Source organism: Paracoccus sp. (in: a-proteobacteria), from assembly GCF_047605025.1.
Classification (GTDB): Bacteria; Pseudomonadota; Alphaproteobacteria; order Rhodobacterales; family Rhodobacteraceae; genus Paracoccus.
This window is the reverse complement of the sequence record NZ_JASGGO010000006.1, coordinates 66,757-82,466: the sequence shown is the minus strand read 5'-3', so window position 1 is coordinate 82,466 and position 15,710 is coordinate 66,757. Positions and strand designations below refer to the sequence as shown.

The window sequence follows — 15,710 nt, the reverse complement described above, 5'->3', positions numbered from 1 at the left end:
TCAGCCGACGCGCCGCAACGAGGCATAGTCCGGGCGCAGCGTGAATGGCTGCTCGGTCATGCCGGCGGTGTGGGGCGAGAAGGCGTCGACGGCCTTGGGGTTGACCGGGACCAGGACCGGGCCGCGCTCGACCTCGATGCGCTGCAATTCGGACATCAGTTCCTGCCGCTTCTCGCGCGAGGCTTCGGCGCGGGCGGCCTCGAAGATGCGGGTGAAATCCTCGTCGACCCAGCCGGTGGCGTTGAAGGGCGAATCCGGCAGGCGCGTCAGCAGCACCAGCGAGGAAATCGTGTGGCCGGGCCAATAGCTGGAAGAAAGCTGCCGCGTCTTGTATTCGGGGCCATAGAAGGTCGCCTCGTCCAGATTGCGGACGGTGACGTTCAGCCCGTGCGCCTTCCATTGCTGGCCGATGACATTGGCAAGGTTCACCTGGTTGGGAAAGCCGTTATTGGTGTCGATGATGAATTCAGCGCCCAGGGCATCGGCTTCCTTCAGCATCGCCAGCGCCTTGTCGGGATCGTGGTCCAGCGGCTTGATCGAATTGTCGCGATACGGGTCCAGCGGCGCGAACATGTCGTTGCCGGCGGTCGCGTGGCCCGAAAACGCCTGCTTCACGATGCCCTCGCGGTCCATCAGCATCTTCAGCGCCTGCCGCACCCGCAGATCGCCGAGGGGCGCGATGGCGGTGTTCATGTTGATCTGAAGCGTGGCGCCCGACGTGTATTCCGAAACGTGGAAGTCCGGCCGCCGCTCGACCAGCGCCAGCAGCCGCGTATCAAGGCGGGTGACGATATCGGCCTGCCCCGCCAGCAGCCCGTTGACCTGGGCCGAAGGATCCTGGATCGACAGCGTGACCAGCGAGTCCAGATAGGGCTGGCCCGCCTTCCAGTAATTCTCGTTGCGGACGAATTCGCTGCGCGAGCCGGGCGTGAAGGACTTGAACTTGAACGGCCCGGTTCCGATCGGATTTTCCTTGTTGAAATCCTGCGGGATGATGAACAGCCGCCACAAGGCCAGATCCAGCATCGAGTCGGGGCGCTTCAGGTCAAGCTGCACCGAGCGGTCATCCAGTTTCTTGATCCCGGCGGGATCCACGGCGTTCAGCAGCGTGGCATTGGTGCTGCCGGGCGATTTGATGGCGTTGTTCAGGGTAAAGATCAGGTCATCCGCCGTGACCGGCCGGCCATCGTGGAACGTGATGCCCTGCCGCAGGCGAATGATCCATTTCGACGGGTTTTCCATCACCACCTCTTCGGCCACGACATGGTCGTAGCCGCGCGGATCGGTGGATTGCACGGTCAGCGTCTCGCAGATCTGGTTGATCCGGGTCGAGGAATAGGTCAGCGAGTTCGGGTCCAGGCTGTCGCCGCTATTGCCCGAGGCCGCGATGATCAACTGCCCGCCGGTCGAGGGCGCCGCCGCCTGCGCCCAGACGCGCCCGCCCGCCGCCCCCGTCAGACCCAGCCCAAGCGCGCCCGCGACGCCAAGACGCAGAACGTCCCGGCGACCGGGCTGCTGCCCCACGGAGTTAAGAAATTTCCCATCAGCCATGGCGATCCCTGTTCCCTGTTCATGCGAGGATTCTTTCAAGAAGCGTAGCACTGCGGCAATGAACGTCAACACTTTTGGAAATAATTGCACCGATATTCCCTTTATGACGTTTGTAGTGTTAACAATACTTCCCCCGGCCCCTCAATGCGCGGATTTCAGGCAGGTCGGCGGGACTCGCCGCAGGCGGATGACATGTCAACGAAATCAAGGCCATCGACCAGCGGCACGTCGCGCCAGGGTCCGCCTGCGATGGCGGGCCGCGCTTCAAGAACGAGACAGCGCGGGCACGGGCTGAATGGATATGAGCGGCCTTCGCAGCCACGCCAAATGCTTGAAGGCAAACGACAGCCGGCGCATGCGAATGGGTTCCTTCCATAGCCGCATGGAGTTCGGCATGGGCCGACGAAGTGCGCCCAATCGGTTCAAGCAGAGGGCGGTTGTTGCATCAGTCGGCCCATTCGCGCATGGCGCATCCCACGGCCTCGACTTGGGTGCGCGCCATTGGCCGGGCCAGGCACGGGATGACCGCCGGGATCCAGGCCCTCACCGATGCGTTGGTTAATCTCTTGCGCTGCCGTCCGATGCCGGACCGGCGCTAACAACGTCTAGATGGCGTCCTCATTATGCGATCCATACCCCTGCACGGGCGAGGTCGACCAACGACGAACCGGCGGCAGAACCTGCGGATCACGACGGCCGATGCGGTCCCGGCAAGCTGCCCTGACAATCCGGCGCCTTTAGCCAAGCAGCCGCAACAGATATTTGCCGTAGTCGTTCTTGGCGAATTTCTCGGCCCTTGCGCGCAGCTGTTCGGCGTCGATCCAGCCCTGATCGAAGGCGATCTCCTCGGGGCAGCCGGTTTGCAGGCCCTGGCGCTGTTCCAGCGTGCGCACGAAATTTCCGGCATCCAGCAGACTTGCATGGGTGCCGGTATCCAGCCAGGCGAAGCCCCTGCCCATCTTCTCGACGGTCAGGCTGCCGTCGTGCAGGTAGCTCTCCAGAAGCGTGGTGATCTCGATCTCGCCTCGGGCCGAGGGCTGGACCTCGCGCGCGCGCGCCGGCGCGGTGCCGTCCAGGAAGTAAAGCCCCGTCACCGCGTAATCCGAAGGCGGCTGCTGCGGCTTCTCGATGATCTGGCTGACATTGCCCTGCACGTCGAAGGCGACGACGCCGTAACGCTCGGGATCGGCGACGCGATAGCCGAAGACGGTGCCGCCCTGGATCCTCCTGTCCGCCGCCGCCAAAAGCAAGGGCAGCCCATGTCCGAAAAAGATGTTGTCGCCCAGCACCATGGCCGAGGGCGCGCCGGCCAGGAAATCCTCGGCCAGGATATAGGCTTGCGCAAGCCCGTCGGGCGAGGGCTGCACGATATAGGTGAACTCCAGCCCCCATTGCCTGCCATCGCCCAGCAGGCGCTGGAACTGGGTCTGATCCTCGGGCGTGGTGATGATCGCGATCTGGCGGATGCCGGCGAACATCAGGACCGAGATCGGATAATAGATCATCGGCTTGTCATAGATCGGCAGAAGCTGCTTCGACACGCCCATGGTGATCGGGTAAAGCCGCGTCCCCGAGCCCCCCGCCAGAATGATGCCCTTGCGCCCGCTTGAATTGGTCATGGCTGAAGCTCCGTGATGACCTGTGCCAGTCCGGCGCGCCAGTCGGGGCGCGCGATGCCGAAATCCCTTTGGATCGCGCCGCAATCCAGGCGCGAATTGCCCGGCCTGCGGGCCGGGGTCGGATAGTCGCTGGTCGCGATGCCGCGCACCCGGCAGGCCAGCCCCGCCTGCGCCATGATCGCGCGGGCGAAATCGGCCCAGGTGCAGTCGGGCGCGCCCGCGAAATGATAGATCCCGCCCTGGGTCGGATCGCTGCGCATGGCGGCGATCATGGCAAGGCAGGCGCCCGCGATGTCGCGCGCAGGCGTCGGGCCGCCATGCTGGTCGGCGACCACGCCCAGTTCCTCGCGTTCGGCGCCCAGGCGCAGCATGGTCTTGACGAAATTCGCGCCATGGGCCGAGAACACCCAGGAGGTGCGCAGGACCGCCCATTGTCCCCCCGCCGCCGCGATCCCCCGCTCACCCGCAAGCTTCGAGGCGCCGTAGACCCCCAGCGGGCCTGTCGGATCGCCTTCGCGCCAAGGCGCGTCGCCCGAGCCGTCGAAAACGTAATCGGTCGAGATGTGCAGGAAGGGCACGCCCAAGCTCGCGGCGGCACGCGCCATGGCGGCGGGGGCGGCGGCGTTGACGGCATGGGCCAGGTCGGGTTCGGATTCGGCGCGGTCGACGGCGGTATGGGCGGCGGCGTTGATCACCGCCGCCGGACGCGCCGCGGTCAGCACGCGCGCGCAGGCCGCCGGATCCGAAAGATCGGCGCTGTCGCGGCCCAGGAAACGCGCCTCGGGCGCCAGCCGCGCCAGTTCGCGCGCGACCTGCCCGGTCCGGCCAAAGACCAGAAGCCCGGTCATGCCTTGCCGAGCCTTTCACCGACCCCCTTGCGGTCCAGCAGCGGCTGCCACCAGTCGCGATTGTCCAGATACCACTCGACCGTGCGCTTCAGCCCCTCTTCGACCGTGACCGAGGGGCGCCAGCCCAATTCGTCGCGGATGCGGGTCGGGTCGATGGCATAACGCCGATCATGGCCGGGCCGGTCGGTGACGAAGGTGATCAGCCGGTCATGCGGCGCGTTTTCAGGCCGCAGCCGGTCCATATGCGCGCAGATCGTGCGCACCAGGTCGATATTCCTCGCCTCGTTCTCGCCGCCGATGTTGTAGCTGCGGCCCAGCTCGCCCTTTTCCAACACCAGAAGCAGCGCGTCGGCGTGATCCTCGACATAAAGCCAGTCGCGGACATTGCCGCCATCGCCATAGACCGGGATCGGACGGCCGTGCAGCGCGTTCAGGATCACCACCGGCACCAGCTTTTCGGGGAAATGGAACGGCCCGTAATTATTCGAGCAATTGGTCAGAACGACGGGCAGGCCATAGGTCTCGTGCCAGGCGCGCACCAGATGGTCCGAAGCCGCCTTGCTGGCGGAATAAGGGCTGCGCGGGTCATAGGGCGTTTCCTCGGTGAACTGGCCCGTCTCGCCCAGGCTGCCGAAAACCTCGTCGGTCGAGATATGGTGAAAGCGGAACCCCTGGGGGCGGCCCTGCGCGATCCAATGGGCGCGCGCGGCTTCCAGCAGATTGTAGGTGCCCGTCACGTTGGTTTCGACAAAGGCGCCCGGCCCGTCGATCGAGCGGTCAACATGGCTTTCCGCCGCCAGATGCATGATCGCGTCGGGCCTGTGATCGGCCAGCACCCGGTCCAGGCTGGCGCGGTCGCGCAGATCGGCCTGTTCGAAGGCGTAAAGCGGGCTATCCGCGACCGAGGCCACGTTTTCCAGGTTCGCGGCATAGGTCAGCGCGTCCAGGTTCACCACCTGATGCCCGCGCCCGACCGCCAGCCGCACCACGGCCGAGCCGATAAACCCGGCGCCGCCGGTAACCAGAATCTTCATGCTTCGGCCTCATCCGCGGCTTGGTAAATGAAAGGGCTTTCAAAATCGGCGAATCTGGTCGCCCCGGCATCCTTGGCCGACAAAAGCGGCGCGCCCTGGACGCCCCAATCGATGCCGACGCTGTCCCAGGCGACGCTGCCGTCGCATTCCGGGGCATAATGATCGGTGCATTTGTAGCAAATTTCCGTGTCGTCGGCGCGGGTCAGAAAACCGTGCAGGAAACCCGGCGGAATCCAAAGCTGGCGCCCGTTCTGAAAGGAAAGTTCGGTGCCGAACCATCCCCCATAGGTCGGACTGCCCTTGCGGATATCGACGGCGACATCGAAAAGCCGCCCCCGCCCACAGCGCACCAGCTTGCCCTGGGCATGCGGCGGGGCCTGGAAATGCAGCCCGCGCAATGTGCCGCAAGCCGCTGACATAGAGTGATTATCCTGAACGAACTCGGGCAGGTCCAGCCCGGATTCCAGCAAGGTCCGGCGATTCCAGCTTTCCGAGAAGAAGCCCCGCGCATCGCCGTGGCGGCGGGGAACCAGGATCAGGACTCCGGGAAGCGTGGTCTTTTCGATCTGCATGTCTGGCCTGAAAGAGATTCCCACATCCGGTATGGCGCAACTTGGAATGGCGCACAACCCGAGAGGACAGGACCGCCCCAATCCAGACCCAATCCAGACCCAATGCAGATAAAATGCTTCGGGAATAGGACGTGACGCAAGCGAGGGATGGGGGTTGTCTTGACGGGCCGCAAAAGCCGGCCGCCACCGCAACGCAAAACGCTGAACGACTGTGCCATGATTTCCTATCGTCATGTCGCGACATACCGAGGCAATCAGATCCCCTTCGCATCCGCCATCACGGATCTGCGGGTGGCCAAGACCTCCTCCGGTTATGCGCTGTATACCGTGACCCATCTCGGCGGCGGCATCGCCGCCTACAGCTTCGCGTCCGCAGACCAGCAGATCACGCTGACTTCGTCGCGCGCCTATGGCGGGGGGCTGTCCTATCTGGACAAGCCCTTGGCCGGACTGATCGCCTATGGCGACAAGCAGGCGGTGTTCGGCGCCGGCCTGACCAATGCGGCGGGTGCCGGCTTCTATCTGGGCAATCAGGGGCAACTGGGCGCTTCAGTCGGCCTGATGGACAACGGCCGGTTGGGCGACAACATCATCCAGATGGGCAGCTTCCAGACGCCCCTGGGCGATTTTCTTTATACCGTGGGGAACGGACAGACGGGCTTCGACACCTGGCGCATCGCCGGTGACGGCACGGTCAGCCGCGTCGCCTCGGTCAGCCTGCCCTGGACCCCCGGCCAGCAGGGGGCCGAGGTCAACGACATGCAGGTGATCGCGGTCGGCGACCGAAATTACATGGTCACCGTCTCCAGTCTGGGGAATTATGTCGCGGTCCAGGGGATCGAGGGCGACGGCTCGGTCGGCGGCGCCCAGGTGCTCTGGTCGGATCGCGGCGACGGGATCGCCTCGCCCAGCCATATCGGCATGGTCACGGTCCAGGGCGTGACCTATGTGGTGGTCGGCGCCTCGCAAAGCTCGTCGCTGACGGTGATGCGGCTGGGCTATGACGGCTCTCTTCAGCCGATCGATCACGTCATCGACGAATTGTCCACCCGCTTCGCCGGCGTGACCGCGATGGATACGGTGACGCTGGACGGGCGCGCCTTCATCTTCGCGGGCGGGCACGACGACGGCATCTCGGTCTTCACGGTGATGCCGAACGGGCGGCTGCTGTTTCTGACGACCATCGCCGACCGCGACGATTACAGTCTGGACGATCCCTCGGCCATCTCGGCCACGGTGGTGAACGGCAAGATCGTGGTCTTCGTCGCCTCGCGCACCGAAAGCGGGATCACGCAACTGGTCTTCGAACCCGGCACCATCGGCGAGACCCGCACGGTCGAAGCCGGAGCGGTGACGGGCACCTCCGACGCCGATCTTCTGCGCGCCGGGACGGGCACGACCCGGATCAGCGGCGGCGCGGGCGACGACATCCTGATCTCGGGCTCCGAAACGGTCGAGTTGCAGGGCGGCGACGGCGCCGATATCTTCGTGGCGACCGCCATCGAAGGCACCATCACCATCCGCGACTATGAGCCGGGGGTGGACAGGATCGACCTGTCCAATCTGGGCATGATCCGCAGCACTGCGCAACTGGCATGGCGCTGGCAATGGGACGGGATCAAGATCGTCTTCGGCGACACCACCATCGTGGTCCGCACCAAGGACGGCGACCTGCTGCAATCCAGCGACTTCGGCAACGACCTGTTTCCCGTGGCGCATTACCAGCCGCCGCAGATGCCGTCGAACCTGATCGGGACGGTTGGGGCGGATACGCTGGTGGCGGGCGATCGCGGCTCGTATCTTTACGGCCTGGGGGGGGCCGACATGCTGATCGGCGCCGAGGGCGGCGATACCATCGTCGGCGGCGACGGCCAGGACACGCTGACCGGCGACGAAGGCCATGACCGGCTGATGGGCGAGGCCGGCGACGACCTGATCTCGGGGGGCGACGGCGACGACATCCTGATGGGCGGCATGGGCAACGACACGCTTTACGGCGGCGCGGGCCTGGACCGGATCTATGGCGATGAGGGCAATGATTTCGTCCATGGCGATGACGGCGACGACCTGATCACCGACCTCCAGGGCTCGAACAGGATCTGGGGCGGCAATGGCGATGACGAAATCAACACCGGCGCCGGAAATGACAGCATCACGGGCGATGGGGGCCGGGACACGATCTGGGCGGGCGCCGGGAACGACCGGATCTGGGGCGGCGCGGATGACGACCAGATCTTTGCCGGCGCGGGTCTGGACAGCGTGCTGGGCGGCGCCGGAAATGACAGCATCCTGGGCGGACCCGGGAATGACACGCTGGACGGCGGCGCCGGCAATGACAGTATCTGGGGCGGGGACGGAACCGACCGCATCCTGGGCGGCCTCGGCCATGACGCGATCTATGGCGGCAACGGCAACGACACGATCTGGGGCGGGTATGGCAATGATCGCCTGTCCGGGGGCAATGGCAACGATAAGATCTGGGGCGACGCGGGCAACGACCGCATCCTGGGCGAGGCTGGAAACGATTCCCTGGCCGGGAATGCCGGCAATGACGCGATCTATGGAGGCGCGGGCAACGATTCGCTTTGGGGGAATGCGGGCAACGACACGATTTACGGGGATATCGGCAATGACCGCCTGCGAGGCGGCGCGGATCGTGATCGCCTTTACGGCGGTGCCGGCAATGACACGCTGTATGGCGGGAACGACAATGACACCCTTTCCGGCGGCTATGGCGCGGACCGGCTTGAGGGCGGCAACGGCAATGACCAGCTCAGCGGCGACCAGGACAATGACCTGCTTTACGGCCAGAACGGCAATGACAGCCTGATCGGCGGCCGGGGCAGCGACACGCTTTACGGAGGCAACGGCAATGACCACCTGCTGGGCCAGGATGGCCATGACTATCTGCATGGCGGCTGGGGCAATGATACGCTGCTGGGGGGTATCGGCAACGATCATCTGCTGGGCGAGGCCGGCGACGACATGCTGTTCGGAGAGGCCGGGGACGATCGGCTGCTGGGCGGATTCGGCCATGACCGCTTGTCGGGCGGCGACGGCAACGATTATCTGGCCGGCCAGCAGGGCCGCGACACGATCTATGGCGGACGTGGCAATGACACGCTGATCGGGAATTCGGATAACGACTGGCTTTCCGGCGAGGATGGCAATGACCTGCTTTCGGGCGGGCTTGGCTGGGACACCCTGCTGGGCGGCGCGGGCGCGGATCGCCTGACCGACCTTTACGGCAACAACTACCTGTCGGGGGGGCTCGGCAATGACATCCTGATCGCCGGCAAGGGGAACGACACGCTTGAGGGGGGCGCGGGCCAGGATCACATGACCGGCGGCGCCGGGGCGGATCTTTTCGTCTTTACCCGGCGCGCGGATTTCGACGGCGGCGTCGATCAGATCGCCGATTTCGGCAATGGCGCCGACCGCATCGACCTGCGTGGACTGGGCCTGACCTTTCAGGGCACAAACGATTTCAGCGGCACCGGCCCCGAGATGCGGTCATGGGACGGCGCCTATGGCGGCATGGTCGCCATCGACATCGACGGGGATGGCGCGGCCGATCTGCAAATCTCGCTGGGGCGCCATGGGGCGGGGACGGCCGGGGACTTCCTGCTCTAGCCGGTCCAGGCTGTGGCAAGGGAACGGCCCGGGGCAAGGACATTCGGCCATAAGGATGGCCCACTTCTGCCGGCAGCAGCTTGACCACGGCGTCATCGCGACAGCCTCGCCCGAGGGGCTCAAAGACCCGCCGCCCGGAAACATCATCACATGGGGCCCGATGAAACGGGTCTGGCCCTAGCGTTCCAGGAAGTTGCGGTAGTTGCGTGACAGCAACAAAAGCCCGAACAGCGTCAGCACCGCGGACAGGCCAAAGACATAGGCGGGCGAGACGAAACTGCCCTGATAGGTCGGGTAAATCCCGCGCCGCAATTGCGAGATGCAATGCAGCACGGGGTTATAAATCAGGACGTTCTGCGCGCCCATCGGCATGGATTCAAACAGGAAGAACACGCCCGAGACAAGGAAAAGCGGTCGCGTGATGATCTGCCAGGCGCGCTCCCAGATCGGGAAGGCGCTGATCAGGTAGCAGTTCAGCGTCCCCACGCCGACCGCGATGGCCACGACCATCAGCACGGCCTCGAAGATCTCACCCAGATTGACCACGAACGGGATCTGGAAGATCACGAAAAGACCGCCGAAAATGATCACCATCACCGCGATATGGGTCAATGAGTTCAAGATGATGCGGGCCAGGATCGCGTCGATGTAGGTGACCGCCGGATAGGCCAGCAGGGGCTTCGAATAGCGAATCGAGCTTTGCACCCGGTTCGTCATCGAATTGAACATGGTGAAGGGCAGAAACCCCGTCGCGTAAAATAGCGGGAAGTTCGTTCCCAGTTGCGGCTTGTGCAGCGCCAGGCTGAACACCACCGTCAGCAGCAGCACCCCCAGCACCGGCTCTAGAATCGCCCAGATATAACCGCCGGCCGAGCGGCCATAGGTCGTCGCCATCTCGCGCAGCACCAGCGCCACCAGAATGCGCGGCATGCGCCATCGCTTGCTGGCGGGGCGTGGGTTTTGCGGTATCGGCTCGAAGGGGGTCATCTCGGACATTTGAACGCGAAGACTGGTCTTGAAGAGCTGCAATATGTATCAACTGCGCTGAAAAGGTAAACCAGCGAAAGCGCCACGGCTGTGAGCACATCGAACGATCAGGCCGGCCCCGCCGGCGGCCCCGTGACCCGCGCCGACCAGCCAGGCGCCGAAGACGGCCCCCGCGTCCGGCCGGTGACGAACGAAACTGCCGCCCCGGCGCGGCCCTTCCAGAACACGCCGCGCATCCAGCCGGCCGCCGACGCCCCCCGCCCGGTCCTGCGCCCTTTCCAGGCCGAGCCGATGCGGGCCGAGACGGCGGCCGCGCGCGCGATGCCGCAGCCGATCCCGGTCCGGCCGATGCCCAGGGCGGTGGCGGTTCCCGACACCCCGGCGACGCGAGGCGGGCGCGCCGGCCCGCCCCAGACCGCGGTGCGGCCCCCGGCCTCGCTCGCCGAGCCGAAGCGGCGGCATTGGTGGCTGCTGGTCTCGTTCCTGGTCATGGTCGTGCTGCCCGTCGCGATCTGGTCCTGGTATCTCTGGGCGCGGGCCTCGGACCAATATGTCTCGACCGTGGGCTTTTCGGTCCATCGCGAAGGCGCGGTGCCCTCGATCGACCTGCTGGGCGGCATTGGCGCGCTGGCCGGGGGCAGTTCCGGCTCGACCGACACGGATGTGCTTTACGAGTTCATCCGCAGCCAGGACATGGTCGAGAAGGTCGATGCAAAGCTGGACCTGCGCCAGAAATTCTCGCGCGACTGGCCGCATGATTTCGTCTTCGCCTATGACCCCAAAGGCCAGATCGAGGATCTGACCGAATATTGGACCCGCCAGGTCCGTGTGCTTTACGATACCTCGACCAGTCTGATCACGCTACGCGTGAATGCCTTCACCCCGACCGACGCACAGCAGATCGCGCAGACGGTGTTTCAGGAAAGCTCGCAGAAGATCAATGAGCTTTCGGCCATCGCACGCGAGGACACGATCCGCCTGGCCAATGCCGAATTGGAAAAGGCCCGCGCAGAACTGACCCGCACCCGCCAGGCCATGACCGATTTCCGCGTCCGCTCGCAGATCGTGGACCCGCAGGCGGATCTAAGCAGCCAGATGGGCGTGATCAGCGGCCTTCAGGCCCGGCTGGCCGAACAACTGGTCGCCAATGACCTGCTTCTGGACAATGCCAAGCCGACCGATCACCGCGTGATCCAGTCACAGCAAAAGATCGACGCCCTGCGCCGCCTGATCGACGACGAGCGCGCCAAGTTCGGCAGCGCCACCGCCGGTCCGGGGGGAGAGAGCTATTCCAAGCTGATGGCCGATTATGAAAAGCTGGCCGTGGATCGCGAATTCGCCGAGGGCGCCTATCGCTCGGCCCGAATCGCCTATGAGACGGCACTGGCCGAGGCGCAGCGCAAATCGCGCTATCTGGCCGCGCATATCGAACCGAAGGTGGCGCAAAGCTCGACCGCGCCGGACCGGCCCTGGCTGCTGATGGTCGGCGCGGGTTCGCTTTTGATCCTGTGGTCGATCATGGTGCTGATCTATTACAGCATCCGGGATCGCGCCTAAGCCATGATCTGGCTGGAAAACCTGACCAAGACCTATCGTCTGAAGGGGCGGCGGCATGTGGTCGCCGACCGGCTGAACGCGGTCTTTCCGACCGGCGCCTCGGTCGCGCTTCTGGGCCGGAACGGAGCAGGGAAATCCACGCTTCTGCGAATGATCGCGGGGACCATCTCACCCACCTCGGGACGGGTGCTGTCGGACGGCTCGATCTCATGGCCTGTGGGTTTCGCGGGCAGCTTTCACGGCGAATTGACCGGGGCGCAGAATGTCCGCTTCATCGCCCGGATCTATGGCGTCGATACCGATGAGCTGATCGATTATGTCGCCGATTTCGCCGAGCTTGGCGCGCATTATCACCAGCCCTTTTCCAGCTACTCCTCGGGGATGCGCTCGCGGCTGGCGATGGGGACCAGCATGGGGATCTATTTCGACACCTATCTGGTGGATGAGGTGACCAGCGTCGGGGATGCCGATTTCCGCATGAAGTCGCAACGTGTCTTCAAGGACCGGATGAGCAGGTCTGGCGCCATCGTGGTAAGCCATTCCATGCCGATGATCCGGCAGATGTGCGACATGGGCGCGGTGCTGGATCGCGGACAATTGACGGTGTTCGAGGATCTGGAGCAAGCCATCGCCATGCACGAGTCGATCCTGCGCGTCCCACCGGACGTGGCCGGGGATTAAGACCTGGCGGGGACCCGAGGCGGGGGCCCTGCGGATGTCTTCACATGACGTAAGCCGCGTTCGGCGGCTTAAACCTGGGAGCAGGGCTTCAGGCGGCGGTGAAATCGGCAGGATGCGCCTGCGGTCGATCATGCCAGTCATGCTTTGGGCGCTTCACGGCGGCCTCCTTGATCGTGCGGCTCATGCTCGCGACCTGTCCATTCGCTCTGGGATGTTTGAATTTTGCCCACCGGCAATCGATCTCATGTTCACGGCACCCAGAGCCCCTTCCAGCTCCAGCGATTGAACCTGTTGCAGATCGTCATCGGCGGGCTGGTTCGCCGGCAGCAGCGGCTCGATCGTCGCCCATACCTCGCCCGAAACCCGGAACTCCCCCGCCATCTCGTCCCTCCGAACTATATTTCCAAAAAGAAATCAAAAGGAAGGCGTAGCTTCAATAGGTTGATTGGGGTTGGACACTAAGGCACGGCACGTCCTTAATGAATAACGGACCATATCACCCTGACCAACCTGCGCCGGGGCACACGCAATTGACCGTGCATGGGCAGTTCCAAGCCAACTGAAAAACGGCGCGGCCGCCCGGACTTCGCCGCCGCAACCCCGGTTCCCGCACCCATTCGCCATCCCCGGAGCAGCAGCCCCATGCAGGTGCTCGGAGCTTTCCCGACCGCGCGACCTGGGCGCAGTCGGATCGAATTCATCGACATGATCCCCGGCAGACCGATCAAGGTCGGGGCGCGCGGCCGCGACGATGCCCCGCAAGTCATCCTGCCGGCAGGTCACCCCAAGCGCGGGCGGCCAGTCCGCCTGAAGCCCGCAAGGACGCGCATCTCGGTCGGCTTCGCCCTTAGACGGCCAGAAAACCGCCATCGACCGGCAGCACCGCGCCCGAGATCATCCGGCTGTCCTCGGACAGAAGCAGCGCGATGCTTTGCGCGACCTCCTGCGCCTCGGCGAAGCGATTCAGCGGGTGGCGGATCATCATCGGCTGGCTTTTCACTGGATCGGACCAGGCTTCGGCGGCCAGTTCGGTCAGGGTGATCGTGGGCGCCACCGCATTCACGCGGATGCCATGCGGCCCCAGTTCCTTGGCCAGAACGCGGGTCGCGCCCTCAAGCCCCGCCTTCGAGGCGGCATAGCACAGATGGTCCTGAAAGCCGCGATGCCCCGCGATCGAGGTGATGTTGACGATCGCCCCACCGCCGCCCGCCGCCACGCGCGCGCGGGCGAATTCCTGGCAGGTCAGCAGGGCCGCGCGCAGGTTGATGCCCATCACGGCCTCATAGCCCGCCTCGGTCATGTCGAGCACGCTTTCCAGCACGTTGATGCCCGCGCTGTTGATCAGGAAATCGGCCGTGCCCGCCTGCGCCATCGCGGCGCGGGTGGCGGCGGAATCGGCCAGATCGACCTGGATCGAGCGCCCGCCGATCTGGCCGCGCAGGCTGTCCAGATCCGAGCCGGTGCGGCTGAGCGCGATCACCTCGGCGCCGCGTTCGGCCATGACCAGGGCGCAGGCGCGGCCGATGCCCTTGCCGGCGCCGGTGATGATGACGGATTTGCCTGAGAAATTCATCTTGCCTCGCATGCTACGTTCTGGACGGACAGAACGTCCGACATCTGGTTGCGGATTTGCCGCCCGGTATCCTGCAAGCTGCGGAAGGCCGCATAGCGCGCGTCCTGAACCGGCCGCTGGGCAGCGACGGGGGCGCAACTGCGTGCCACGCGCGACATGGCGGGCATGGCCGTGGCAAGGTCGGGATAGACCCCGCCCGCCACCGCGCCCAGCATGGCCGATCCCAGCAGGACCGGCTCGGGGCAGGCGGTGACTTCGACGGGCAGGCCGGTGGCGTCGGCCAGAAGCTGGTGGTTCAGCGGATGCGCGCCAGCGCCGCCGCTGGTGCTGATCGTGCTGACCGGGGCACCATGGGCGGCCTGCGTCTCGATGATCTGGCGCAGGCCATAGCCCAGACCGCAGATCCCAGCGACATAAAGCGCGACCAGGCTGTCCACGCTGGTCTCCATCCCCTGCCCCATGACCAGGGCGCGGGCGTGGGGATCGGCGAAGGGCGCGCGATTGCCCAGGAATTCGGGCACCACATGCAGGTCGTCGGCCAGACGCACGGCGCGGCTGGCATCGCCCGCCAGTTCCAGCGCGCGGTCGGCCAGCCATTGCGGCAGCGCCTTGCCGGCCGCGCGCGCCAGCGCCGCCGCCTCGGCGGTGGCGGGATGCAATTGCACCAATTGGTCGATGGCCGCGCCGGCGGCGGACTGACCGCCCTCGTTCAGCCACATGCCCGGCACCATGGCCGAGAAATACGGCCCCCAGACGCCCGGCACGAAGGCGGGTTCGCGCGTCGTGGTCATGGTGCAGGACGAGGTGCCGAAGACATAGCCCAGACAGGCCGTGGCATCGCCGCCCGCCGCCACCGTGCCGACGCCGCCGGCATGGGCATCGATCAGCCCCGCCGCGACGGCGATGCCGGGGCGCAGGCCCATCTCGGCCGCCGCGGCCTGGGTCAGGCCCGCGCCCAGCGAGGTGCCCGGATCGACGACCCGCGCGCCGATGCGCGCGAAGCCCTGATCGGCCAGGTCGTCCAGCCCGACCTGGCGGAAATACCCCTCATCCCAGCGACGTTCATGCGCCAGATACGTCCATTTGCAGGTGACCGTGCAGGCCGAACGCTCAAGCGCGCCGCTGGCCTTCCAGGTCAGAAAATCGGTCAGATCGAAGAAATGCGCCGCCGCCGCATAGATCTCGGGGCGGTTCTCGCGCAGCCACAGCAGTTTCGGCGTCTCCATCTCGGGCGAGATGCGGCCGCCGACATAGCGCAGAACGTCATGGCCTTGCGCATTGATGCGCTCGGCCTGTTCCAGCGCGCGATGGTCCATCCAGACGATGATGTCGCGTTCGGGATGGGCCGGGTCGCCCACCGGCAGAAGTTCGTCGCCCGCCCCCCGGACGACAAGAGAGCATGTGGCATCGAAGCCGATGCCCGCGACCTGGGCGGGGTCGATCCCCGCCCCGGCCACGCTTTCGCGCACGCTTTCGCAGACGGCCCGCCAGACCTGTTCGCTGGACTGCTCGGCGATCACGCCGCCCTCGCGGTGCATCTCGACGGGGCGCTTGGCCGTGGCCAGAAGCGTTCCCCCGGTGTCGAACACCCCGGCGCGGGCCGAGCCGGTGCCCACGTCGATGCCGATCAGGTATTGGGCCATCGCGATCTCTCC

Annotated in this window: 12 protein-coding genes; 3 read left to right on the top strand and 9 right to left on the bottom strand. The window is 65.5% G+C overall.

What is annotated here, in order from left to right; all coding sequences use genetic code 11:
* From QM682_RS05415 to rfbC, 5 genes are all read right to left on the bottom strand, one after another.
* Positions 1-1,551 carry an ABC transporter substrate-binding protein gene (locus tag QM682_RS05415; protein ID WP_415127873.1) on the bottom strand — a complete coding sequence of 517 codons (1,551 nt, stop codon included), beginning with the start codon at positions 1,549-1,551 and terminating at the stop codon, positions 1-3.
* 737 nt (positions 1,552-2,288) lie between these two features.
* Positions 2,289-3,170: a glucose-1-phosphate thymidylyltransferase RfbA gene (gene rfbA, locus QM682_RS05410; protein ID WP_415127871.1), complete on the bottom strand. Its 882-nt coding sequence runs from the start codon at positions 3,168-3,170 to the stop codon at positions 2,289-2,291.
* Complete coding sequence (rfbD, locus tag QM682_RS05405; protein ID WP_415127869.1) at positions 3,167-4,018, bottom strand: dTDP-4-dehydrorhamnose reductase; 852 nt, start codon at positions 4,016-4,018, stop codon at positions 3,167-3,169. Before rfbD ends, rfbA begins: the two co-directional genes overlap by 4 nt.
* Positions 4,015-5,052 carry a dTDP-glucose 4,6-dehydratase gene (gene rfbB / locus QM682_RS05400; RefSeq protein ID WP_415127867.1) on the bottom strand — a complete coding sequence of 346 codons (1,038 nt, stop codon included), beginning with the start codon at positions 5,050-5,052 and terminating at the stop codon, positions 4,015-4,017. Before rfbB ends, rfbD begins: the two co-directional genes overlap by 4 nt.
* Positions 5,049-5,624 carry a dTDP-4-dehydrorhamnose 3,5-epimerase gene (gene rfbC, locus QM682_RS05395; RefSeq protein ID WP_415127865.1) on the bottom strand — a complete coding sequence of 192 codons (576 nt, stop codon included), beginning with the start codon at positions 5,622-5,624 and terminating at the stop codon, positions 5,049-5,051. Before rfbC ends, rfbB begins: the two co-directional genes overlap by 4 nt.
* A 291-nt stretch (positions 5,625-5,915) precedes the next feature.
* Here rfbC and QM682_RS05390 point away from each other — a divergent pair, with 291 nt between their 5' ends.
* Positions 5,916-9,257: a calcium-binding protein gene (locus QM682_RS05390; protein ID WP_415127863.1), complete on the top strand. Its 3,342-nt coding sequence runs from the start codon at positions 5,916-5,918 to the stop codon at positions 9,255-9,257.
* A 177-nt stretch (positions 9,258-9,434) separates the two neighbouring features.
* On the opposite strand, the gene QM682_RS05385 is transcribed toward QM682_RS05390, so the two are convergent.
* A complete protein-coding gene (locus QM682_RS05385; RefSeq protein ID WP_415127861.1) occupies positions 9,435-10,187 on the bottom strand; it encodes an ABC transporter permease in 753 nt (250 codons plus the stop codon).
* A gap of 147 nt (positions 10,188-10,334) precedes the next feature.
* Between QM682_RS05385 and QM682_RS05380 the strand changes: the two genes are divergently transcribed.
* Both QM682_RS05380 and QM682_RS05375 read left to right on the top strand, forming a co-directional pair.
* Positions 10,335-11,801, top strand: coding sequence for a capsule biosynthesis protein (locus QM682_RS05380; RefSeq protein ID WP_415127859.1), 1,467 nt, complete (start codon positions 10,335-10,337; stop codon positions 11,799-11,801).
* Positions 11,802-11,804: 3 nt separating this feature from the next.
* On the top strand, positions 11,805-12,482 hold the full coding sequence (locus tag QM682_RS05375) for an ABC transporter ATP-binding protein (RefSeq protein WP_415127857.1): 678 nt from the start codon (positions 11,805-11,807) through the stop codon (positions 12,480-12,482).
* Positions 12,483-12,662: 180 nt separating this feature from the next.
* Here QM682_RS05375 and QM682_RS05370 read toward each other — a convergent pair whose 3' ends face one another.
* The 3 genes from QM682_RS05370 to QM682_RS05360 form a co-directional block, all read right to left on the bottom strand.
* The gene (locus QM682_RS05370; protein ID WP_415127856.1) at positions 12,663-12,863 is read right to left on the bottom strand and encodes a hypothetical protein; all 201 of its coding nucleotides are present in this window, start codon (positions 12,861-12,863) and stop codon (positions 12,663-12,665) included.
* A 466-nt stretch (positions 12,864-13,329) separates the two neighbouring features.
* A complete protein-coding gene (locus QM682_RS05365) occupies positions 13,330-14,055 on the bottom strand; it encodes an SDR family oxidoreductase (protein WP_415127854.1) in 726 nt (241 codons plus the stop codon).
* Entirely contained in the window at positions 14,052-15,698 is a 1,647-nt protein-coding gene (locus tag QM682_RS05360; protein ID WP_415127852.1) for an FGGY-family carbohydrate kinase, read from the bottom strand. Before QM682_RS05360 ends, QM682_RS05365 begins: the two co-directional genes overlap by 4 nt.
* Positions 15,699-15,710: the final 12 nt, after the last annotated feature.